Below are 22,712 nucleotides of genomic sequence, written 5' to 3'. Positions count from 1 at the left end.
CCCGCCCCTCGCCTTGCAAAACCGTCGCCAACTGCCCGGGATGGGGTCGGTCGACAGACGCCCTCAACGGTCCGGACATGCGCCCGGCCTCATAGTGCCACAGTTGTCATGAGGCAAACATTCGCACTCGAAGGCCTGCTCAGCAGCCCTCGAACGCACGTCCCTCACTCGTCGTCGGCCGGTACCGGCGGAGCGGCCTGTACGTGTCTGGCCGTCGCGGCGCTCACTGTCGCCGGATGGCACATCGGCCCCGCCACCACCTGGCTGCCGCCGGTCCGGAGCGCCCTGAGCCCCGCACTCGACGGCCGGGGCGATCCCCGCCGGGTGGCGCTCACGTTCGACGACGGCCCCGACCCCGACAGCACCCCGCTCTTCCTCCACGCCGGTTCCTGGCGCGCGGCACTGGGCGCGCTGCCCGAACTGGTCGCCGTGTGCCGTACCCGCGGCCTGACGGTCGGCCGGCTCGCGGACCATGGACTCGCCAGGCCGGGAATCCTGCCCGGCGACCCCACCGCGGTGTTCCGGCGCCCGGCCCTGTCATAAGGTCGCCCGGGGAAACCGGCTCCACGGCGGCCGAGCCGCCGAGGCGATAAGCCGTCAGATGGTCAGGTCGTCAGAAGGGGGCAGAAATGCAGACACGTGTACCTGCGGCCTCGCCCGGTGCTGCGCCAGGCCTGAAGTGCGCGCCGCCGGCCGGGGAAGAGGCGACTCGGATGGCGGCGGTGCGCCGCTACGACATCCTCGACACCCCGCCCGACGGCGCGTTCGACCGTGTCGCGGCAATGGCGGCCCGCCTGTTCGACGTTCCCGTGGCGACCGTGACAATCGTCGACACCGACCGGATCTGGTTCAAGGCGGCGCACGGCCTGGAAGGGGTAAAGGAGATCGGCCGGGACCCCGGCCTGTGCGCCTCGGCGATCCTGGCCGACGAATCCCTGGTAATCCCCGACACCCTCACCGACCCGGTCGCCTGCAGCAACCCGCTGGTCGCGGGCCCGATGGGAGTACGGTTCTACGCCGCCGCCCCCATCATCACCAGCGACGGACACCGGTTGGGTACGGTCAACATCCTCGATACGCGCCCCCGTCTGATCACCGAGGCGGACACCGCCACCCTGGCCGACCTCGCCACGGTGGTGCTCGACGCGCTGGAGCTGCGACTGTCGGCCCTGCACCTGCTGCGCGGAGAACAGGAGCGTCGCAAGGAGCAGGAAGAGGCGCGCAAGCGGGCCGAACGCGACATGGCCGCCATCGCCTCCTTCGCCTCCACACTGCAGCGCACGCTTCTGCCTCCGGCGCTTCCGGCCGTTCTTGGGCTGGAGTTGGCCTGCCACTACCAGACCGACTCGCCACGCGATGTCGGCGGGGACTTCTACGACGTCTTTCCCCTCGGCGGCAGCCGATGGGCGTTCTTCCTGGGCGACGTGTGCGGCAAGGGCGCCGAGGCCGCAGCCGTCACCTCACTGACCCGCTACACCCTGCGTGCAGCCGCCCAGCACCATGACGACCCCGAGGACGTGCTCGGCGCGCTCAACAGCGCGCTGCTGCTGGACCCTTCCACCGGCAGCCGGTTCTGCACCTGCGTATTCGGCACCCTCGACCCCGATCCGCGCGGCGGCTTCACCGTGACGGTCGCCACCGGCGGCCACCCTCCGATCCTCCATCTCCACCCCGAAGGTCCGGGCGACGGGGTACGGGTGGAAGGCGTGGGCCCCGCGGGCGGAATGCTGGTCGGCGCATTCCCCGAAGCCCACTTCGCCTCCCACACCATCCATCTGGCCCCGGGCCACAGCCTGTTGCTGTACACCGACGGACTCACAGAGGCCCGCCTCGCCGATGGCAGCATGCTGGGCGAACACGGACTCTGCGCCTTTCTCACCCGGCGCACCCGCCCTGCGACCGCGACCGCGCTGGTGGAGGACACCGTCGCCCTGATCACGGACCTACCCGAGGGCGCCGGCGACGACATCGCCCTCCTCGCCCTGTCCGTACCTCTTCGCCCCGTGGCCGACGGCCCCGGCACCGTCGCCACCGCCCACACCGCCGGCGCACCCGCGCCCTCTCATGACGCCCGCACCGGCCAGGAGCACTGACCCGTGACCGACACCAACTTCACCAACTTCACCCTGGCCGTCGCAGCCACCGATGGCCCCCTCGCCCAGGTCACCGTCGGCGGCCAGATCGACATCGAGACCGCCCCGGCCCTGCGCGCCCGTGCTCTGGAGCTCATCTCGCAAGGCCACTCGCACCTGATCCTGGACCTGGGCGGCGTCACCTTCTGCGACTCCTCCGGCTTCAACGCCCTGATCGGCGTTCTCCGCTGCGCCAAGGACGTCGACGGCTCCCTGGCACTGGCCGCCGTTCCCGACCGACTGGCCCGGATGCTCGACCTCACCGGCGTGAGCCGGCTGATGCCGTCCTATGCCCATCCCGCCGACGCCCTCAAGGCGCGCGAGGGCGCAGCCCCCACCCCGGAACCTGCCTAGGGGGTCCGTTGGATCAACGGGCGGAGCAAAGGGAGATGCCGACAAGGTGGATGGCTGCGGTCTTTTCGTAGTGAGTACTGATGCCCCGCCACAGACCGTGCACCCGCTCCGCGGACCGGAGCGGGGCATAGTCCGGCCGGCAGTCCCGACCGCTACACGGTTGACGTCCCCTGCGGCGGGGGTGCAGGTTCGGGCGGGGCCGAGAGACGATGGAACGGCGCCGGGAGGTCCGGACAGCTGCGGCGCCGGCCGCGCAGGCGCCGGGCACATCGGGCGGTGCGGGCAGGCGGAGGAGGCAATGGGATGTGTGCAGCCGAGTCCTTCCCGGCGGATCCGGGGCGGCCCGCGAGCGCCGTGACGTCCGAGCCCGGCGGGCTGCTGGACGTGCTGAGCGTCGCCGCTGTGGTGCTGGACGGGGACGGGCGGATCGTGCTGTGGAGTCCGCAGGCGGAGGAGCTGTTCGGTTACACCGCCGGGGAGGCGCTCGGCGGGTTCGCGGGCCGGCTGATGGTTCACGAGGAGCATCTGGAACTGGTGGCGCAGCTGTTCACGCGGGTCATGTCGGGCGAGGGGGGCTGGGCAGGCGTCTTTCCCATACGGCACAAGGACGGCAGCACCAAGCTCGTGGAATTCCGCAATATGCGGCTGGAGGACGAGAACGGGGACCTGTACGCCCTGGGCCTGGCGACGCGCCAGGCCACCTTGCGCCGCGTGGAGCGGGATCTGGCACTGTCCACCCGACTGGTCTCCCAGTCACCGATCGGACTGTCGGTCGTCGACACCGACCTGCGCTATGTCGCCGTCAACCCGGCGCTGGAACGCATCAACGGCCTGCCCGCTGCCGAGCACGTGGGCCGGCGTGCCAGCGAGGCCCTGCCGTTCCTGGATGCCGAAGCCATCGAGTCCGCGATGCGCAAGGTCCTGGCCACCGGTACTCCGATCCTCGACCAGGAGTACATCGGGCGCACCCCGGCGGATCCGGAGAGTGAGCACGCGTGGTCGGTGTCCTTCTACCGGCTGGAGACTTCGAACGGGAAGGTACTGGGAGTGGCGACCTCCGTTGTGGAGGTCACCGAGCGGTATCTCGCCAGGGCCGAGGCGGCCGAGGCACGCCGTCGTCTTGCACTGGTCGCCGACGCGTCCATGCGTATCGGAACGACGCTGGACCTCGACCAGACCGCCCGGGAGCTCGCGGAGCTGTCCGTGCGGGATCTGGCCGATGTGGCGGCGGTGGACGTACTCGATCTCGTCCTGAACGGCCGCCCGTCCGCGGACGCACATCAGGGACCCGCCGTCTTCCGCGCTCTGGCGCTGGCCGCCGCTCACCCCACCGAGGCGGTGGAGGCGGCCGACCAGCCCGGCGAGGTCGCCCGGTACGAGGCCGACCGGCTGGTCACCCGGAGCGTGAACACCGCCAGGCCGGTCCGTGTGCCCCAGGTCGGCGACGACGATCTGACCCGCATCGCCCGCAGCCCTGAAGCCGCCCGCCTCCTGTCCGCCGCTGGAGTGCACTCCTACCTTGCCGTTCCGCTGATCGCCCGAGGCGAGGTCCTCGGCGTTCTCGACCTCAAGCGCACCCGTAACAACCCGGCGCCGTTCACCGCGGACGATGAGGTGCTGGCCGGCGAACTGGCCGCGCGCGCGGCCGTGTGCATCGACAACGCCCGGTGGTACCAGCAGGTGCGCAACACCGCCCTGACCCTGCAGCGCAGCCTGCTTCCCCAGCGGCCACCGGACCAGCCCGGGCTGGAGATCGCCTACCGCTACCAGCCGGCCCAGGCAGCCAGTGAGGTGGGGGGCGACTGGTTCGACGTCATCCCGCTGACCGACGACCAGACGGCGCTCGTCGTCGGCGACGTCATGGGCAGCGGCATCAGCGCCGCCGCCACGATGGGCCAGCTCCGCACCGCCACCCGGACCCTGGCCGAACTGGATCTCGAGCCTGCCCAGGTGCTGCACCACCTCGACCGCATCACCGACCGCATGGGGCAGACCATCACGACCTGCGTCTACGCCGTTTACGATCCCCGCAACCACCGGTGCCTCATCTCCAGCGCCGGACACCTGCCCCCTGTCCTGGTACGCCCCGGGCGGCCCCCCGAACTGCTCGACCTGCCCACCGGCACCCCGCTCGGGGTAGGCGCGGCCACCTTCCACACGACCGAGGTCGATCTGCATCCCGGCGACGTACTCGTCCTCTACACCGATGGCCTGGTCGAAACCCGCCACCAAGCCATCGACGAACGACTGGACGAGCTCATCGGTCTGCTCGGCGAGCCGCTGCGCTCCCTGGAGGAGACGTGTGATGTGCTGCTGCACGCGCTGCGCCACCCCGGGGACCACGACGACGTGGCCCTGCTCATCGCCCGGGCCCGGTCCCCATCCGTATCCGCCGACCGACCCCCGGCTCGGGGTCATTGAAGCGGGCAGCAGTGCAAGATCATTCACGGGTCCAGCGCCGCCGCGACCCCGGCGACCGGGCCAGGCACATCATCACCCCCGAGGGGAGCGCGGCTCTGCGGGAGATGAACGTCGTCCATACCGAGGTCGAGCGTCCCTCGTGCTGCGCCTCGCGTCGGCCTGACCCGCGGCATGTCCGCTCGACGGCGGGTGGTCAGTCCTGGGGGAGCAGTTGTTCCGTCCAGATGACCTTGCCGGACTCGGTGTACCTGGTGCCCCAGCGCTCCGCGAACTGGGCCACCAGGAAGAGTCCCCGGCCGCCCTCGTCCGTCGTGGCCGCCCGCCGCAGATGCGGCGACGTGCTGCTGCCGTCCGTGACCTCGCAGATCAGGGACCGGTCAAGGAGCAGGCGTACGCGGATCGGGTCCGTGCCATAACGGATGGCGTTGGTGACCAACTCGCTCAGGATCAGCTCCGTGGTGAAGGCCTCTTCCTCCAGTCCCCATTCGCTCAGCGTCCGGGCTGCCGCGGCGCGCACCCGGGCAACCTCCGAGGGGTCGGGTGGCACGTCCCAGGTGACTGTGCGGTCGGCGCCAAGGACGCGCGTACGGGCGACGACGAGCGCGACGTCGTCGCGCGGCCGCTTGGACAAGAGGGCTTCCAGCACCGTGTCGCAGGTCTCCTCGGGCGTCCGGTCGGGGTGGGCCAGTACGCGACGCAGCACCTCCAGGCCCTCGTCGATGTCCCGGCCGTGGTCCTCCACCAGCCCGTCCGTGTAGAGGACCAGGCTGCTGCCCTCGGGAAGCTCCAACTCGGTCGTCTCGAACGGCAGACTTCCCAGGCCGAGCGGCGGACCTCCGGGAATGGCGGGAAACTCCACACTGCCGTCGAGATGCACGACCGCGGGCTCGAGATGACCTGCCCGGGCGAGGGTGCACACCCTGGTGCCCGGGTCGTAGATCGCGTACAGACATGTGGCCCCGGTGACCGGGGCCACCGCGCCGTCGTCGGTCTCGTCCTGGTCGATTCGGGATACCAGCTCGTCCATGTGCCACAGGATCTCGTCCGGCGGCAGGTCCAGGGTGGAGAAGTTGTGGACCGCGGTCCGCAGCCGGCCCATCGTGGCCGCGGCATGCAGGCCGTGGCCGACGACGTCCCCCACCACGAGCGCCACCCGGGCACCGGGCAGCGGTATCACGTCGAACCAGTCCCCACCCACTCCGCCCCGGCCGGCCTGCGCCGGCAGATAGCGGTGGGCGACGTCGAGCGCGTTCTGCTCGGGCAGGGCGTGCGGCAGCAGACTCCGCTGCAGCGTGACCGCCATGGTGTGCTCGCGCGTGTAGCGGCGGGCGTTGTCGATGCTCACCGCCGCGCGGGCGACCAGTTCCTCGGCGAGGGACACGTCGTCGTCCTCGAAGGGCTCGGGCTTCTCCGCCCGCCAGAAGGTGGCCACGCCGAGGATGACGCCCCGGGCGCGCAGCGGCGCCGCGATCATCGAATGGATTCCGAACTCGACGAGCTTCCTGGCCCGCTCGGGGTCCTGTACCTGCCAGCCGGAGAAGGTGGTCATGTCCGCCTCGAGCACGGCCTTCCCCGTCTCGAAACCGGCTGCCTGCGGCGTTGTCGGCAGAAAGTGGATCAGCTTCCCGGTCGCGTAGAGCGGCGTGTCGTCCCGGATGCCCCGGAACGCGATGCGTCGCATGTCCGTGCCGTCCCCCGGCTCTTCCCCGCGCAGGACCGGGTCCGCCAGATCGACGGTCACGAAGTCGGCGAACCGGGGGACCGCGAAGTCCGCCAGCTCCTGCGAGGTGCGCACCACGTCCAGGCCGGTGCCGATCTCCATTCCCGCGTCGTACAGCAGTTTCAGGCGCCCCCGCGCCACATCCGCCCTGCCCGTCAGGGCGCGCAGTTCGGTGGTGTCCCGCAACGTCGCGACGGTGCCGGCCGGCCCGCCGCCCTGGTCGGTCGACCGCTGGTTCACGGCCAGCAGCCGGTCCCCGGCCAGGTGCACCTCGTCGGTGGCCACCCGCCCCGAAGTCAGCAGCCGCGCGGTGCCGGGGTCCAGCCCGAGATCGGCGACCGGGCGGCCCTCCACGTCGGCAGGCAGGTCGAGCAGCCGGCGCGCTTCGTCGTTGGCGAGAAGGATCCGGCCGTCCGCGCCGAGGATGAGAACGCCCTCCCGGACGGCATGCAGGACGGCGTCATGATGTTCGTACATGCGGGTCATCTCGACGGGGCCGAGTCCCCGGGTCTGGCGGAGCAGACGTCTGCTCACCAGCGCCGTGCCGGCCGTGGCGAGGACGAGTACCCCGGCAGCGGAGCCGAGCAGCAGTGGAAGCTGTTCCTCCACGACGCCGCTCACGTTCTCGATGGTGATCCCGGCAGACACCAGCCCGACGACTCTGCCGTCACTGGCGGTGACGGGAACCACGGCCTGCACCAATGGCCCGATGGTCCCAGTGATCGTCTCCGTGACGACTCCCCCCTCCAGTGCCGGCTCCAGATTGCCGACGAACTGCTTCCCGATCCGGTCCGGCAGGGGGTGGGTGTAGCGGATTCCATCCGTGTTCATCACGACGATGAAGTCGACCCCGGACCGCTTCCGTGCCTCCTCGGCCCGCGGTTGCAGCACACTCGTGGGGTCGGGACCTTCCAGGGCTTCCACGATCCCAGGGGAATTCGCGAAGGTCTCGGCAACGGCGACCGACCGGTTGCGGGCCTCCCGCTCGCTGTCCGTACGGGACTGCAGTACGAGCGCAACCACGGCGGCCACCACGAGCAGCACCACCACCGCCACCTGTAGGACGAAAACCTGACCGGCGACGGTTCGCACTCCGAGGATCGCGCGCAGGCGCCCGAGGGTTCCGCCCATGACTTCATCTAACACGTCCTACTCACCCGCGCGCGACCCTTGTCTCGTACACGCCAGAAACGTCGTACCCAGCGAAGCGCCGGCGCTGTCGGTTTACCCGGCGGAAACACGTTCTCGGCAGAATTCGCAGCATGAAGATCGAACAGGTGTCCTGGACGGACCCGGCCGCCACCGCACTGCGCGCCCGGCAGCGAGCTGAGATCGCCGACGTGTACGGGACTCCGGACAGCGAGCCCGGGGTGGCGCCGTCGGCAGCCGACATCGCGGTCTTCTTCGTGGCGTGCGAGGACGACGGCACCGCTGTGGGGTGCGGAGGACTGCGCGACCTCGGGGGAGGGGCCGGCGAGGTCAAGCGCATGTACGTCGACCCTGCCCGGCGCGGTTCGGGCATCGCCGCGCGTATCCTCCGCGCGCTGGAGGAGTGGGCGCGCGGGCAAGGATGGACGAGTCTTCGGCTGGAGACCGGGGACCGCCAGCCCGCCGCCGTCCGCTTCTACACCCGCTCCGGCTATGGGCGGATCCCGAATTTCGGCGCCTACGCCGGCCTGGAGACTTCCCTGTGCTTCGAGCGGCTGCTCTAGACCGCATACCGCCGCACCTCAGCGCGCCGCCTCCGGGAACTCGCCGGGATAAACCTCCCTGCCCAGCCCCTCAGGTCCCTTGCCGGACGGCTGTCAGGCCCCGCGCCGCATCTGCGACACGGGCACCGCGACCCGGTTGTGCAGCTTCTGGGCAGGGCGGATTCTGTAGGTAATGAACCGGGCTGGTGTGGCGCCATGAGCGCGTGGCACGCGGCGCAGAGTGCCGACTTCCGTGGCCCCCTCGACGTCACCAGGGCAGCCACGGCGGTTCTCGACGCCCGGAACATCGTCATCGGCTGGAGCCCCATGGCCGAGGATCTCTTCGGCTATACGCCGGACGACATCATCGGACGCCACCTGGACACGTTCCTGCCGCCCCCGCCCGACACGGGCTTCCCTTCGACCGAGGATCCGGCGCTGGCACTGGCCGCTTTCGGCGAAAGCGAGATCCACGTAGCCCTGCATCGGAACGGCCGGCGGCTGCTGGTCGCCACCGCCGTGTGTCCGCTGGCCGGTACCGGTACCGGAGCCGCGGAGCGCGTACTCGTCGCTGCGGAACTCGGGAGTCTGCGGATGTGGGAATCGCGGTTGTCCATGCTTCACGGACTGGCCACGCAGTCACCCGTCGGCCTGGCCATCTACGACACCAACCTCCGTCTGACCTGGTGCAACGCAGCGTACGAGCGGGAGATCGGACAGCCGCTCGCCGAGTTCCGCGGCTTGCGGGCCGATGAGCTGTACTCCGAAGGCAGGTTCGTCACCAAGGGGTACCCGGACACCCTCGACGCGGTCATGCGCCACGTCCTCGATACCGGCGAGCCGTTCCTCGACCTGCACTTTCGCGGTCAGCCACCCAGTGACCCGGGCAGGGAACACCTCTGGTCCTGCTCCTACTACCGGCTCCAGGACGCTGACGGGCGGGTGCTCGGACTGTGCGAGGACGCCTTCGACATCTCCGATCGGTACGAGGCGCAAAGGCGGCTGGCCCTGCTCGTGGAGGCAGGCCGTGGAATCGGCACCACTCTGGACGCCATGGTCACCGCCGAGGAGATCACCGAAGTGGCCGTCCCGGATTTCGCCGCCACCGTCAGCGTCGATCTTGCCAAGGCCGTACTGGAGGGGGAGGTGCCGGGCGGCGGCAGCTCCGAGCTCAGGGCACTCGTACGGGTCGCTTCCCGGTCGGCCGACGAGGCCGAGCCGGGCGACCCGGGTGCGGGCGGGCCGGGGGCGGGCCGGCCGGGGGAGCGGGCGAAACCGCACCGTCATCGGCCCCGCTCAGTGCAGTATCCGCCGGGCTCGCCCCAGGAGCGCAGCCTCGCCTCGGGTGGGCGGGTACTCGACGAGAATGCCCTGGTCGTGCCCTTGCGGGCTGGGGGAAGCACACTGGGGCTCGTCACCTTCGTCCGCAGCTCTCCTTCGGCAACTTTCGACAGCGGAGAGGTCGCGCTCGCGGACGAGCTCGTCGCCCGTACGGCGGTATCCATCGACAACGCCCGCCGCTTCACCCGTGAGCGAACCGCAGCCCTCTCCCTGCAGCGTCGACTCCTGCCTCAGCACCTGCCGCAGCAGTCAGCGGTGGACCTGGCCTACCGTTACCTGCCCACCGACGATCTGGCAGGGGTCGGCGGCGACTGGTTCGACGTCATACCGCTGTCCGGAACCCGGGTCGGACTCGTCGTCGGGGATGTGGTGGGCCACGGCCTGCAAGCGGCGGCCACCATGGGCAGGCTGCGCACGACCGTACGCGCACTCGCCCAACTGGACATGTCCCCCGACGAGTTGCTGACCCGGCTGGACGACCTGGTGGGCCAGTCTGCGGAGGATCAGGCGGGAGCCGAAGGCACGCCCGCCGACCACTTCGACGACGTGACCACCGGGGCGACCTGTCTCTACGCTGTCTATGACCCGGTCTCGCGACGGTGTGCCATGGCCCGGGCCGGGCACCTGCCGCCGGCCATCGTGGACCCCGAGGGCCGCCTGTCCTTCCCCGACCTTCCGGCCGGCCCGCCACTGGGACTCGGCGGCCTGCCGTTTGAGTCCATGGAGTTCGAACTGCCGGTGGGCAGCATGGTGGCCCTGTTCACCGACGGCCTGGTCGAAGCCCGCAAGCGCGACATCGATGAGGGGCTGGAGACTCTGGGCAGGGTGCTCAGCGACCGCCGGGGATCTCTGGAAGAACTGTGCGACCGGGTACTGTCGGAACTCCTGCCCGACGGCACGACGGCGGATGACACGGCACTGCTGCTGGTCAGAACCCGTGAACTGGGCGCCCAGCATGTCGCCGACTGGGAACTGCCCGCAGAACCGGTCGCCGTGGGCCATGCCCGGGAGCTGGCCACCGGGCAGCTGCACGAGTGGGGACTGGACGAGCTGTCGTTCTCGACCGAACTCGTCGTCAGCGAGCTGGTCACCAACGCCGTCCGGCACGCCGACGGGCCGCTGCGCCTGCGACTCATCCGTGACCGCACATTGCTGTGCGAGGTCGCGGATGCCGGCCACACCTCACCGCACCTCCGGCACAGCGCGGAGGACGACGAGGGCGGGCGCGGACTGTTCATCGTCGCGCAGCTGGTCCAGCGGTGGGGAACGCGCTACAACCGGTCCGGGAAGACCATTTGGACGGAGCAGGCACTTCCGTCGATGGGTTCCGGCAGCCCGCCCTGACGCCGCCCGACTCGGCCTGCGTCTTCCGGCGCCTTCGCCCCGGCCGCAGCCCACGCCGCCATGGCCGCATCGGATGCGCGGGTACTGGTCCTCGCAGGCGAAGTGGACGGCGGTCCGCTTCCCCGCGTGGCTGCCGGGATTGCACAGTTGTTTCCCCGGGCCGAGTTGACCGTCCAGCCGGGCGCCGGCCACTTCCGATGGCTCGACGACCCGATCCGCTTCACCAGGACCGTCATGGAATTCCTCGGCCAGGGACACGGCGGGACCCGTAGTTGATGCCGTGGCTCCTCAAGGTTCGGCGGGTTCGGAACCGGACGACCTCGAAGGCGGGGCCGTACCCAACTGTCACGTGTGCAGGGATACGTGTACGGGAAGCTGTGCCGTCGGGTTCCGTAGGTGGCTCTATTCCGGCAATTCAGTGGGGCGGCACAGTCTCAGAGCCTTGCAGACGTGACGGGCACCGCTTGGGCGAAGTCCGCCGGTTCCGGCGCCCCGGGCGGTGACTGGGCTCATTTCCCGGTGCGTTGCAGGTCAGGAGCCTGCGCGAAACGCTCTGGAGACCAAGGAGAAGGCCACGAATTGCTTCGCGCCGGGTCATTCGCTGCTCCATCAGGGTGACGAACCGGCGGCGGTAGAACGCGACGGTGAGTGCCAAACCTCGCTTCGGCGTGGCGTGCCGTCCAATGGGTGATTATCAGACTCCGCGCCACTCGATAAGCCCATGATGTCCCTCAATTGCGGGCTCCCGGCTGGTGCGAACTTGAAATCCGGCTGACGGTAGATCACGTCGCTATTGCGATCCGATGAGCCGACGATGTGTCGGCCCTCGCGGTGGCGTCGAAAGGAATGTGTCCAATGCGCTCTGCCCGCACCCTGCTCGCCTCAGCCACCATCACGGCTGTGCTCGCGATCTCCGCTCCCGTCGCGAATGCCATCACCAACGGGGGCTGGGGCTACGACGTCGGCTCGTTGGCCAGCAACGACGACCACGAGAAGGACGACTACGACGAGTCGAAGAAGGACGACCACGACAAGGACGACCACGACTCCAAGAAGGACGACTACGACAAGGACGACCACGACTCCAAGAAGGACGACTACGACAAGGACGACCACGACAAGGACGACCACGACTCCAAGAAGGACGACTACGACAAGGACGACCACGACAAGGACGACGACGACCACGACAAGGACGACGACGACCACGACAAGGGCGAGAAGCCGAACGGTGGCGTCCACACCGGCGGCGGCGCCCTGGCGATGCTCGTAGCCGAGGGCGACGACGAGAAGAAGGACGACCACGACTCGAAGAAGGACGACTACGACGAGTCGAAGAAGGACGACCACGACAAGAAGGACGACCACGACAAGGACGACCACGACTCCAAGAAGGACGACTACGACAAGGACGACCACGACAAGGACGACGACGACCACGACAAGGACGACGACGACCACGACAAGGGCGAGAAGCCGAACGGTGGCGTCCACACCGGCGGCGGCGCCCTGGCGATGCTCGTAGCCGAGGGCGACGACGAGAAGAAGGACGACCACGACTCGAAGAAGGACGACTACGACGAGTCGAAGAAGGACGACCACGACAAGGACGACCACGACTCGAAGAAGGACGACCACGACAAGGACGACTACGACAAGGACGACCACGACAAGAAGGACGACCACGACAAGAAGGACGACCACGGCAAGAAGGACGACCACGACAAGGACGACGACGACTACGGCAAGCACGAGAAGCCTGACGGTGGCGTCCACACCGGTGGCGGTGCCATGAGCCTGAACCTCACGGGGAACTGGGACCAGGAGGGCGGCGGCTCCTCCAGCGGCTACGGCCAGGAGAAGTCCTGGAAGAGCGACAACCACGACTCCGGGAACCACGGCAAGCCGTACGGCGGTGTCCACACGGGTGGCGGCGCCATGGCCCTGTCGGGCGGCAGCCTGGCTGCCGGCTCGGTCCTGATGATCGGTGGTCTCGGCGCCGCGGCGTACAAGCTGCGTCGTCGCAACATGACCGGTGGTGCGGCGGCCTGATCAGGTCGAATCACTAGCACGTCGCTGCGCTGTCGCGGCCGCCGCCCTACTCGGGCGGTGGCCGCGGCGATTGCGTTTTCGCACCCCACCGCACCCCGCTCCACTCACGCCACCGGCGACGCGCCGCTCACGACACCGGTGCCCCCACCTGAGCCGCATCCTCATCTGCCGCCCGTTCACCCCACCAACGCCCGTACACGAAAGGCACGCTCGTATGGCCGCCCAGCAGCCGAACGGTTCGGATCAGCCCCGGACCGCCCCCGCCTCAAGTCCCCTTGCCCGAGCCTTCCTGTGGCCCGCTGTGGCGTTCGGGCTGGGCCTTCTTCTCATGTACAACTCCTCCGGCACCCCCGCAGAGGGCAAGCCGCAGGCCCACCCCGCGGTCGTAGCCCCCGTGTCCCCCTCTGCCCCCGCGTCTCCCATGTCACCCAAGGCTGCAGCTGCCGCTGAAGACGAGCTGGTGCTGCCCCGTTCCGTTCCGAAGCGGCTCGCGATCACTGAGATCGCCGTCGATGCGCCCTTCGTCCCGTTGGCCATCGGCCCGTCCGGGCAGCTCAATGCGCCGCCCCCGGACGACCAGAATCTGGTCGGCTGGTTCAAGGACGGTGTGACGCCCGGCGAGCGCGGCACGTCGATCGTCGCGGGCCACGTCGACACCAAGACCGGACCGGCCGTGTTCCTCCAGCTCCGCACGCTCAAGCCCGGAAGCAAGGTCGACATCCTCCGCGAGGACGGCACCGTCGCCACGTTCAAAGTCGACTCCGTCGAAACCTTCAGCAAAGCGCACTTTCCCAACGAGCGCGTCTACGCGGACACGCCCTCCCCGCAGCTACGCCTGATCACCTGCGGCGGCGAATACGACAGGAAGGCCAAGGACTACGTGGACAACGTCGTGGTGTTCGCCCACCTCGACTCCGCCAGGCGCCTCTGAACAAATGCCTCCGCCTGTGGACTCCGGCGCCGCAAGGGGGAATAGCACGTCGGGGCGGCCGTCAGGTGCCGCCCCCTGTCTGGGCTGCTCTCAGGCGCTCAGTGTCGCGGTGACCTCATCCGAGCTTTTCCGGGATCATTCCACGGGCCAGGTGTGCGCCGGAGCGTTGAGATGCATGTAGTCCATGTACTGCTGCGTCATCCGCCGCAGCGCCTCATGACGGTCGACGTGGGTGGTGTGGTCGATGTGATGGAACATCTCGGCCTGCCAAACCGCGCCGTTGCGACCGGTGACACACCGCTGCTCGATGATGCCGAGCAGCGGCTCCCGCCACGCCGCGTCCATGCCCGAGGCCTCCAGCCCACGGTGGGCCAGGGGCAGCAGGCGCCGCAGCACGAGTTCGGCCACCGGCACCTCGCCCATCCCGGGCCAGTACAGGCGGGCGTCGATCCCGTTCCGTGCCGCCGTATGGAGGTTCTCCTCCGCGGCCGCGAACGACATCTGTGACCACACCGGCCGTTCCTCGTCGACCAGGGCACGCGTCAGCCCGTAGTAGAAAGCGCCGTTTGCCAGTACGTCGGCCACCGTAGGGCCGGCCGGCAGCACCCGGTTCTCCACCCGCAGATGCGGTTTGCCGTGGGCGACGGCGTACACGGGCCGGTTCCACCGGTAGATCGTGCCGTTGTGCAGGGTGAGCTCCGCCAGTTGGGGCACATCGCCGCCGTCGAGCGTCTCCAGCGGATCCTCCGCGTCGCACAGAGGCAGCAGCGCCGGGAAGTAGCGCACGTTCTCCTCGAAGAGGTCGAAGACGCTGTTGATCCACCGCTCGCCGAACCACACCCGGGGCCGAACCCCCTGCACCTTGATCTCCTCGGGGCGGGTGTCGGTGGCCTGCTCGAAGAGGGGGATACGTGTCTCGCGCCAGAGCTCCTTGCCGAACAGGAACGGAGAGTTCGCCGCGAGGGCCACCTGCACCCCTGAGATCGCCTGCGCCGCGTTCCAGTAGTCCGCGAACTCGTCCGGCGAGACCTGCAGATGGAACTGGGTGCTGGTGCATGCCGCCTCGGGAGTGATGGTGTCCGCATAGGTCCGCAGCCGGTCCACGCCGTCCACCGCGATGAGCAGATCCTCGCCCCGGGCGGCGAACACCTGCTCGTTCAGCAGCCGGTACCGCGGGTTCTCCGACAACGCCTCCTCGGTGACATCCGTCTGCTGCAGCGTCGGCAGAATCCCGATCACGACCAGATGGGCCCCCACCGCCGCGGCTCGCTCCTCGGCGTGATTGAGCGCGTCCCGGATCTCCTGCTCCCACGCGTCGGGGCCGCCCGCCGTCAGCCGTCGGGGTGGGACGTTGATCTCCAAGTTGAAGCGGCCCAGCTCAGTGGACCATGCGGGATCGGCGATCGACTCGAGTACGTCGGTGTTCCGCATCGCCGGCTCCCCGGCCGCGTCCACCAGGTTCAGCTCGACCTCCAGACCCACCTGAGGCCGCTCGCTTTCGAAGCGTGCCTCGCGCAGCATCTGCGCGAACGCGTCGAGGCCCTTCTGCATCTTGTTCCGGTACCGGCGTCGGTCATCACGGGTGAACACCAGCGCCGGGACATCTCGTCCCATCGGCCCTCCCGAGTCTCCTCGGCAGACACACCCTTCTCCAGCGTCCCACTCCACGGCGGCACCGACCAGTTCGACCGGTGCGGGGGGCGCACCGGTCTCCGGGAAAGGCACGACGGGACGGGCTCGCTTACTCTCGGACTGTGCGGCGGGAGGCGTGTCGCAGTGCGACACCGCCTCGGACCGGTGCGACCGAGCACAGTGATCCGCCGCGCCACGGAAGGAATTGATGGCCATGTGCCGATGGCTCGCCTATTCCGGAACGCCTGTCCTGCTCGAAGATGTCCTCTACAAACCGGAGCACTCCCTGATCGACCAGAGCCTGCATTCGCGGCTGGGAGTCGAGACGACCAACGGCGATGGGTTCGGTGTCGGTTGGTACGGGCAGGACGCTTGCACTCCGGCGATCGTCCGGGACACCAGCCCGGCGTGGAACAACCGCAATCTCCGGGAGATCGCCAATCATGTCCGCTCAGGGCTGTTCTTCGCCCACGTCCGCGCCTCGACCGGTACGGCGGTGCAGCAGACCAACTCCCACCCCTTCCGGCACGGTCGCTGGATGTGGATGCACAACGGTGCCATTACCGACTACCACCGTCTCCGGCGAGATCTCTGCCTCGCCATCGACCCGGCGTTGTTCTCCTCCATCGAGGGGTCGACGGACTCCGAGGTCATGTTCTACCTGGCGATCACATTCGGGCTGGACCAGGACGCTCCGGCCGCCGTGGCCCAGATGGCCGGCCTGGTGGAACGGCTGGGGGCGGAGCGGGGGGTGGAGTTCCCGCTCCAGATGACGATCGCGGTGACCGACAGTGAACGCCTCTGGGCCTTCCGGTACTCGAGCGAGGGCAACTCACGAAGCCTGTTCTACAGCTCCCGAGCGGACACGGTGCGGGCGCTCCACCCCGACCTGGAGTTCGTGCGAGAGCTGTCCGACGAGACCCGCATCGTCGTGTCCGAGCCTCTGCGCGACCTGCCAGGCCTGTGGAAAGAACTTCCGGAGAGCAGTTACTCAGTCGTCCAGCCCGGTTCCGACGTACTGCTGCCTTTCGTACCGCAGCAGCCCGGGTAGCGTCCGGACGGGCTCGTGGCCGATGTCCGGCGGTGGCCGGTGTTCAAGGCTCCTGGGATCGAACTCGGGATGGCGGCCGGATCGTCGGGCTGCACGCCTCATCGCTTGCGGTTGGGGCTCCACTCGTAGTCCATCGGCGCCGTCTCGATGACTTCGCCGCGGGCTGCCCGACGGCGAGCGAGATCTCGACCTGAGCCGCGAGCAGCCGGCAGTACCCGAGGCGCCCGGGCCGTCTGTCCTTGTCCTCGCCCGCGAGGGCGAGGCGTACGGCGGCGGCACAGGATGCGGTCTTGCGCTGGGCGAGGCGCAACAGCGCCAGACCGGGCTGCGGGTCACGGCCGAGCTTATGCGCGCGGTCGTACGACGCCTCGGCGGCGGGCAGGTCGCCACGGCGCCGTTGGATCTCGCCGGTCAGGTAGAACGCCTCCGCGGCGATCCGGGACTCATAGGGCAGGAGTTCCTCGCAGGTCACAGCGGCCTCGGCCGCGGCCTGGCGCCAGTCCCCGCGCAGCTCGAGCACCTCCACCCGGTGACCCGGCACAGACCTCGGAAGTTGTTCTCCTCGGGCATCGACGCGCACCAGGCCATCGCCGCGTCCGTCCACTCGGCGGCTCGTTACAGATCCGCGGAGGCCATGCACTGCTGGAGACCCAGGCAGGAGATCCACCCGGTGAAGAAAGAGCTGAGCTCGCCCGCCATGGCCGCGCACATGGCGTCGTCGAGCAGCGCGAGCCCGCCGGCGACCCGCCCCTGCGCCAGCAGCACGCTCGCCTGCGCCTGGATGCTCATGGCGAGGAGATCCCGGCTGCCGCAGCGATGTGCGATCCCGGCCATACGGCGGGCACAGCTCATGGCTTCGTCGAACGCGCCACGTTGCTGCGCCTCGGTCGCCTCCACCCAGGCGAGATAGCACTGCTCGACGCACTCGGGCTCGCCGCCGAGGTGCTGCCTTGCCCGGCGGAGCCGGCCGGCCGCCGCCGCCGTACGTCCGGCCAGCTGGTACTCGTAGAAGAGCATCCACGCGCTGTATCCCGCCTGGCGGGCCGCGCCCGCGGCCACGTAAGCGGAGTAAGCCTTCAGCCGTGCTGCGATCGACTCCTCGACGCGACTCGTCCACCAGGCCGCGTCGGAGAGCGCCGCGAGGTCGTCGGGCGCCGGGCAGCCGGGGGCGAGGCCGCGCAGGACGGCGTACGCATCGGCCCACGCCTACTCTCGCGACAGCGCCCCGTGCCTGCTCTATCGCGCGGTCGATCGCCCGTCATGCCCGTCGCGCGTGAAGGGTCGGGGGTGGATGCGTGGATCGCCGGTGGCCGGTGCGCCGCGGTCGAGCGCTCGGCCGCGGTTGGCTTCCGCGTCACCCTCGACGACGGGTCCGTGGTCGCGGCCGCCCGGCTGCTGGTGACCACCGGCCTGGTCGACGAGCTGCCGGATGTGGCCGGCGTGGCGGAGCGGTGGGGGCGCGATGTGCTGCACTGCCCCTACTGCCACGGCTGGGAGGTCCGCGACCAGGCGATCGGCGTCCTGGCCACGGGGCCGCCGGCGGTCCACCAGGCCCTGCTCTGGCGGCAGTGGAGCAAGACCGTGACCCTCTTCCTCCACACCGCACCCCAGTTGAGCGGCGACGAGTACGAGCAACTCGCCGCCCGCGGTATCGCGGTGGTGGACGGCCTGGTGACGGGTCTCGCGGTGGCGGGCGACCGTCTCACCCGGTTGACTCTGGCGGGCGGCCGGGTGATCCCCTGTCAGGCTCTCGTCGTGGCCCCGCGCTTCACTGCCCGCGCCGACGTACTCACCGGCCTGGGCCTTGAGGCGACCGAACAGGAGATGCATGGCCATGTGATCGGCAGCTACATCGCCGCAGACCCGACCGGCGCCACGCTGGACACCGCCGAGTACGTCTACCGCCTCCTGACCGACCCGGCCCTCCCGCATTCCATAGCCCGCCACTACAACACCCATTGGTTCCAGCGCTACAGCGAGTGAAATTCCGTCGAGGCGTGCGACTGCCTTCCGCCGTCACGGAGTTGGAAATTCCTGGCGCGGAGCGAGATCAAGGCGGCCCGACGAGCTCGGCATAAGCGAAAGGGTGAGTCGTTCGCGGCGACGTCAGACGGAGACGCGACGATGGTCCACGGCATCGGGAGAGCGTGTCCATGTATGTCCATGTAGTGAACTACTAGAAAAATGTGGACATACTAGACTGATGCGGAAATAGGATGAGCAATATGGGCAAATTTGCCACCAGTGTCGATCCCTCTCAGCCGAACGGAGCGTGCGCCGTATCGGCCCGCCGGAGTGAGTGGCTGCGAGGCGCGCGGGCGAAAACACCCTCGCTGGGCGAGTTTTTCGACCGGCAATGGCATGTATGACACGTAATGCCCGAATAGGCCCTCACGTCTATTTCCAGGCTATTCACGCGAGTTGTCGTATCGCTCATCGGCTAGGGCGGCGGGGGTTGCCCAATGCCACCAGTGATTCCGCTCACATCCGCACCGTTGCACGGAATCCCCCACCGCGTTCATTCCCCTTCCAGAGAAAGAAAGTTGAGTTTTCACTCCAGGGTGGGTGACGGGATTTCCCCCTCCCGGATCCGCCTTGTGGATTGCGTTGCAGAATTCAGGGCTTGTTCCGCCCGGCCGATCTCGCTTACGGTCACCGTCAATCCAGGTGGACCGCCGAATCCTGCCACCGCCTGGAAACCGCACCCACCACTCACGCACGGCAGGAGCGGGGGACCCAGGTAAGCCGCCGATCCGGAATCCGGAACGGCTCGGGGTTAAGTCGCAGCACACCGCGGCCGGGCATCTCCAGCCCGAACCCGACAGCTCACCTCGCAGGCGACGGAGAGGAATTCGTCATGCCCGCAAAGGGTAAGCACCGTCGTCCCAAGGCCAACCCGATCACCCGTGGCTTTGTGGCCGCGGGCACCGGCGGCGCCGCTCTCGCACTGCCGCTGATGGGCGCCACCGGCGCCATCGCGGTGGAGAAGGCCGCGCCAACCGTTGCCGCCGAGAAGGCCGCCGCTCCGGTCGCAGCCGCCGCTGCCGCCCCCAAGATGTACTCCGTGGTCGCGGGCGACTACCTGTCCAAGATCGCCCAGGAGCAGAACCTCAGCGGCGGCTGGAAGAAGCTGTACAAGGACAACTGGAAGGTCGTCGGGGCCAACCCCTCGCTGATTCGTCCCGGCCAGACGCTGACGATCGGCGCGAAGGCGGCTGACGCTGCCGAGCAGAAGACCACTGCGCCCGGCACGAGCGCTGGTGTGGCGAAGAAGGCCACCGCGAAGCCTGCTGCCGCGAAGCCCACCTACACCAACGACCTCGACGGCTGGATTCGCGAGTCGCTCGCGGTCATGGCAGAGCACGGCATACCCGGCAGCTACGAAGGCATCCACCGCAATATCATGCGCGAGTCGTCGGGCAACCCGCTGGCGATCAACAACTGGGACTCCAACGCCGTGGCCGGCACGCCGTCCAAGGGGCTCCTCCAGGTCATCGACCCGACGTTCCGGGCCTACCACGTGCCCGGTACGTCGATGGACAGCTATGACCCGGTCGCCAACATCACGGCCGCGTGCAACTACGCTGCCGACCGGTACGGCTCGATCGACAACGTGAACGGGCCCTACTAGGCCTCGCCGAGTGGTTCGGCACCTCCTGCCCGGCGCGCCGCCGCCACGGGCAGGAGGTGCCGAAATCTCCGTTGCCGACCACCTGCTCCCCCCGGCCCACTGCTCCCCACCGTCCTCCACCACTCGCCCTTTCGGCGGATCAAGCGCCCACTGTGCGTTTCGCGTGTGATCGACTGTTCGCTTCGGATAGGGTGATCCGTGTGGAGGTGGTCTGCTGTGCCCAACGAGCACGAGCAGCTGTTCGCTTCGGTCGATGCCCTTCTGGAGCAGGCGGCCGCGCATGACGCGCTTCCGGATCCCGACGAGCGCAGGCGGCTGCGTGAGGCGGCCGGCCTGAGCCAGGAGCAGGTCGCGAGGGCCCTCTCGGTGCGGCGCGAGACCGTGACCGGCTGGGAGTCGGGGCGGACCGATCCACGGCCGCCGAAGCGGGCCGCGTACGCCCGGCTCCTGGACGGCCTTGCCGCCCGCCACCCCGCACCTTCGACCGCCGCCTCGGCGCCCCCGGTGCCGCAGACCTTCACTCCGGCGCCGCCGGAGGCGGAGGTGCCCGCTCCGGAGGCCGCGCCCCGGCCCGCGCCCGTGCCGATGGTGTCCGAGCCGGCCGCTCCTCCGACACGGTCGGCGCACCCCCGGCAGTCGACGGCCTCACCGTCGGCCCGTTCGGGCGCCCGGCAGGCCGCGCCGAAGAAGGCCGCCCCAAAACAGGCTGCCCGGAAGCGGGCTGCCGATCAACCCGCCGTCGACGTGGACCCCCGCTTCGCTCACGGCCCGCTGGCGGTGCTGGACGGCGACGGATCGGCGTACTGCGTCGGCGGCCTGGTGCTCGACTGCCCGGCCACCGACATCCCCCTGCTGGTCGACTGGACGCTGAACGAGGCCAAGCTGGGCGCGACCCGGCTGCACCGCAACGGCAAGGACGCCGACCCGCTGATCGTTCTCACGGGGACTGCTGCCGAACGCCTTGGACTCCCGGCCGGGTTGGCGGACCGGCGGGGCCTGCGGCTGCCCGACGACCACACCGTCGTCAAGCAGATCAAGCGGGCGAAGTGGCAGCTCACCCGACGTGGCTTCGGGCCCTGGGCTCGCATTTACCGCCCCGCGCAGGGCGGGCAGCGCCAGTGCGTACAACTCGCGATCCTGCCGTGGGGAGCGCTCGACCCCCGGGCCTGGCGGGATGCGGATCAGCTGCCGCCGGCCGAACTGGCCCGCGTACTGTGCGACTACGCGACCCGCGTCGTCACCCCCCGCGGATCGACTGCCGTGTCCGGCCTCGAGCTGATGACCGCCTTGCGGCCGCCGACGCGCCCGGTGAAGGACGAGCAGTCGGCCGCCTGGGTGTCCGGCCCGATGCCCGGTTCCCTCACGGAGGCCGTGGACCCGGCGCCACCGGAGGCTCCGGACGAGCATCCCGTCGTCGCGGCTCTGCATCCACGAGGGCACCAGCGCACCGCCGACCAGGTCCTGGACGAGGAGGCGTACGAGTGGATCCGGGATCCGGAGCTCCTCACCGACGCCGAGTGTGCGAAGGCGTGCGCGGTGGGCATCGACATCAACATGGCGTTCGCCGCGGCAGCCAACCGCCTCACCGTCGGTCTCGGGGCGCCCGTCCACCTCAAGAACCCGCCGTTCGACAAGGCACTGCCCGGCTCGTGGCTGGTCGACCTGTCCCACATCGAGTGCGACCCTCGGCTGCCCAGCCCGTTCACCCCCCACGGCGTACGTCCCACGGGGCCGGCCTGGTACGCGACGCCGACCGTCGCGTACGCGGTGGAACTGGGCCACGGCGTCGCGCCGATCGAGGCGTACGTCCGAGGGAACAACGGCCCCTACCTGGACGCGTGGTACAGCCGTCTCCGCGATGCCTACCTGGCCACCATGGAGCGGCTCGGAGTCGTCACAGGCATGAGCGACAGCGACTTCCTCGCCGCGATGGAGCGGCACAAGAGCGTTGACCCCGGGCAGGCAGCCGTGCTGTCGGCCATCAAGGCCACCGTCAAGGGCGGAATCGGGAAGCTGCGCGAGCGTCCCCAAGGTGCCGGGTACCGGCCCGGCGAACGGTGGCCGGCTCTCGAGCGCCCGACCTGGCGGCCGGACATCCGCGCCGCGGTCATCTCCACGGCCAGGGTCAACATGCACCGCAAGATGCTCAGGCTCGCGGACACCGGCCTGTTCCCGATCGCCGTACTGTCTGACTGCGCCGTCTACCTGTCCGACGGGCCGTCGCCGCTCGACTTCCTGCCGCGCACCGAGGACGGCAAGCCGATCCCCGGCGGCTTCCGCCTCGGAGTCAGCCCGGGCATGGTCAAGCACGAGGGCACACAGTCCCTCATGTGGGCAGTTCAGCTGCTCGACGAAGGCCACAACCCCGCCCGGCACATCAAGGGCACCGACGCATCGATCGACGGAGAGTAG

General features: G+C 69.4%; 15 protein-coding genes, 2 pseudogenes and 1 riboswitch. Of the genes and pseudogenes, 13 read left to right on the top strand and 4 right to left on the bottom strand.

Annotated features, from left to right (window positions below; genetic code table 11):
* Window positions 1-207: 207 nt before the first annotated feature.
* The 4 genes and pseudogenes from AB0M62_RS25010 to AB0M62_RS24995 all read left to right on the top strand — a co-directional run.
* Window positions 208-378 (top strand): annotated as a pseudogene (locus AB0M62_RS25010) (polysaccharide deacetylase family protein); the annotation flags it as partial.
* A 251-nt stretch (window positions 379-629) separates the two neighbouring features.
* Window positions 630-2,093 carry a GAF domain-containing SpoIIE family protein phosphatase gene (locus AB0M62_RS25005; RefSeq protein WP_366076517.1) on the top strand — a complete coding sequence of 488 codons (1,464 nt, stop codon included), beginning with the start codon at window positions 630-632 and terminating at the stop codon, window positions 2,091-2,093.
* A gap of 3 nt (window positions 2,094-2,096) precedes the next feature.
* Window positions 2,097-2,486, top strand: coding sequence for an STAS domain-containing protein (locus AB0M62_RS25000; RefSeq protein ID WP_366076516.1), 390 nt, complete (start codon window positions 2,097-2,099; stop codon window positions 2,484-2,486).
* Between the two features lie 303 nt (window positions 2,487-2,789).
* A complete protein-coding gene (locus tag AB0M62_RS24995; protein WP_366076515.1) occupies window positions 2,790-4,907 on the top strand; it encodes a SpoIIE family protein phosphatase in 2,118 nt (705 codons plus the stop codon).
* Between the two features lie 193 nt (window positions 4,908-5,100).
* On the opposite strand, the gene AB0M62_RS24990 is transcribed toward AB0M62_RS24995, so the two are convergent.
* Window positions 5,101-7,758, bottom strand: a complete 2,658-nt coding sequence (locus AB0M62_RS24990; protein ID WP_366076514.1) for a SpoIIE family protein phosphatase — start codon at window positions 7,756-7,758, stop codon at window positions 5,101-5,103.
* 131 nt (window positions 7,759-7,889) lie between these two features.
* Between AB0M62_RS24990 and AB0M62_RS24985 the strand changes: the two genes are divergently transcribed.
* The 5 genes from AB0M62_RS24985 to AB0M62_RS24965 all read left to right on the top strand — a co-directional run bounded on the left by AB0M62_RS24985 (window position 7,890) and on the right by AB0M62_RS24965 (window position 13,986).
* Window positions 7,890-8,339 (top strand): GNAT family N-acetyltransferase, encoded by a 450-nt coding sequence (locus AB0M62_RS24985; RefSeq protein ID WP_366076513.1) that lies wholly within the window; start codon window positions 7,890-7,892, stop codon window positions 8,337-8,339.
* A 195-nt stretch (window positions 8,340-8,534) separates the two neighbouring features.
* Entirely contained in the window at window positions 8,535-11,003 is a 2,469-nt protein-coding gene (locus AB0M62_RS24980; RefSeq protein WP_366076512.1) for a SpoIIE family protein phosphatase, read from the top strand.
* Between the two features lie 126 nt (window positions 11,004-11,129).
* Window positions 11,130-11,279, top strand: coding sequence for a hypothetical protein (locus tag AB0M62_RS24975; RefSeq protein WP_366076511.1), 150 nt, complete (start codon window positions 11,130-11,132; stop codon window positions 11,277-11,279).
* 579 nt (window positions 11,280-11,858) lie between these two features.
* The gene (locus AB0M62_RS24970) at window positions 11,859-13,055 is read left to right on the top strand and encodes a hypothetical protein (RefSeq protein ID WP_366076510.1); all 1,197 of its coding nucleotides are present in this window, start codon (window positions 11,859-11,861) and stop codon (window positions 13,053-13,055) included.
* Window positions 13,056-13,269: 214 nt separating this feature from the next.
* Window positions 13,270-13,986, top strand: coding sequence for a class F sortase (locus AB0M62_RS24965; protein WP_366076509.1), 717 nt, complete (start codon window positions 13,270-13,272; stop codon window positions 13,984-13,986).
* Between the two features lie 135 nt (window positions 13,987-14,121).
* Here the strand turns inward: AB0M62_RS24965 and AB0M62_RS24960 are convergent, their stop codons facing one another.
* Entirely contained in the window at window positions 14,122-15,600 is a 1,479-nt protein-coding gene (locus tag AB0M62_RS24960) for a glutamate--cysteine ligase (protein WP_366076508.1), read from the bottom strand.
* Window positions 15,601-15,832: 232 nt separating this feature from the next.
* Between AB0M62_RS24960 and AB0M62_RS24955 the strand changes: the two genes are divergently transcribed.
* Window positions 15,833-16,669 (top strand): class II glutamine amidotransferase, encoded by an 837-nt coding sequence (locus AB0M62_RS24955; protein ID WP_366076507.1) that lies wholly within the window; start codon window positions 15,833-15,835, stop codon window positions 16,667-16,669.
* Window positions 16,670-16,712: 43 nt separating this feature from the next.
* Here the strand turns inward: AB0M62_RS24955 and AB0M62_RS24950 are convergent, their stop codons facing one another.
* On the bottom strand, window positions 16,713-17,195 hold the full coding sequence (locus AB0M62_RS24950) for a hypothetical protein (RefSeq protein ID WP_366076506.1): 483 nt from the start codon (window positions 17,193-17,195) through the stop codon (window positions 16,713-16,715).
* Window positions 17,196-17,284: 89 nt separating this feature from the next.
* Window positions 17,285-17,728, bottom strand: a complete 444-nt coding sequence (locus tag AB0M62_RS24945; protein ID WP_366076505.1) for a hypothetical protein — start codon at window positions 17,726-17,728, stop codon at window positions 17,285-17,287.
* Between the two features lie 288 nt (window positions 17,729-18,016).
* On the opposite strand from AB0M62_RS24945, the pseudogene AB0M62_RS24940 reads away from it, so the two are divergent.
* The 3 genes and pseudogenes from AB0M62_RS24940 to AB0M62_RS24930 all read left to right on the top strand — a co-directional run.
* A pseudogene (locus AB0M62_RS24940) lies at window positions 18,017-18,547 on the top strand (NAD(P)/FAD-dependent oxidoreductase); the annotation flags it as partial.
* A 785-nt stretch (window positions 18,548-19,332) separates the two neighbouring features.
* Window positions 19,333-19,522, top strand: a riboswitch (cyclic di-AMP (ydaO/yuaA leader).
* 4 nt (window positions 19,523-19,526) lie between these two features.
* Window positions 19,527-20,300: a LysM peptidoglycan-binding domain-containing protein gene (locus AB0M62_RS24935; protein WP_366076504.1), complete on the top strand. Its 774-nt coding sequence runs from the start codon at window positions 19,527-19,529 to the stop codon at window positions 20,298-20,300.
* 216 nt (window positions 20,301-20,516) lie between these two features.
* Window positions 20,517-22,712, top strand: a complete 2,196-nt coding sequence (locus tag AB0M62_RS24930) for a helix-turn-helix domain-containing protein (protein ID WP_366076503.1) — start codon at window positions 20,517-20,519, stop codon at window positions 22,710-22,712.

It is taken from the genome of Streptomyces sp. NPDC051219 (assembly GCF_040682335.1).
Classification (GTDB): domain Bacteria; phylum Actinomycetota; class Actinomycetes; order Streptomycetales; family Streptomycetaceae; genus Streptomyces.
This window is presented reverse-complemented; position numbering and strand designations above follow the sequence as displayed.

Coding starts and splice junctions, on each gene's coding strand:
- AB0M62_RS25005 (WP_366076517.1), top strand. CDS start 630: ATGCAGACACGTGTACCTGCGGCCTCGCCCGGTGCTGCGCCAGGCCTG.
- AB0M62_RS24995 (WP_366076515.1), top strand. CDS start 2,790: ATGTGTGCAGCCGAGTCCTTCCCGGCGGATCCGGGGCGGCCCGCGAGC.
- AB0M62_RS24990 (WP_366076514.1), bottom strand. CDS start 7,758: ATGGGCGGAACCCTCGGGCGCCTGCGCGCGATCCTCGGAGTGCGAACC.
- AB0M62_RS24985 (WP_366076513.1), top strand. CDS start 7,890: ATGAAGATCGAACAGGTGTCCTGGACGGACCCGGCCGCCACCGCACTG.
- AB0M62_RS24980 (WP_366076512.1), top strand. CDS start 8,535: ATGAGCGCGTGGCACGCGGCGCAGAGTGCCGACTTCCGTGGCCCCCTC.
- AB0M62_RS24970 (WP_366076510.1), top strand. CDS start 11,859: ATGCGCTCTGCCCGCACCCTGCTCGCCTCAGCCACCATCACGGCTGTG.
- AB0M62_RS24965 (WP_366076509.1), top strand. CDS start 13,270: ATGGCCGCCCAGCAGCCGAACGGTTCGGATCAGCCCCGGACCGCCCCC.
- AB0M62_RS24960 (WP_366076508.1), bottom strand. CDS start 15,600: ATGGGACGAGATGTCCCGGCGCTGGTGTTCACCCGTGATGACCGACGC.
- AB0M62_RS24955 (WP_366076507.1), top strand. CDS start 15,833: ATGTGCCGATGGCTCGCCTATTCCGGAACGCCTGTCCTGCTCGAAGAT.
- AB0M62_RS24935 (WP_366076504.1), top strand. CDS start 19,527: ATGCCCGCAAAGGGTAAGCACCGTCGTCCCAAGGCCAACCCGATCACC.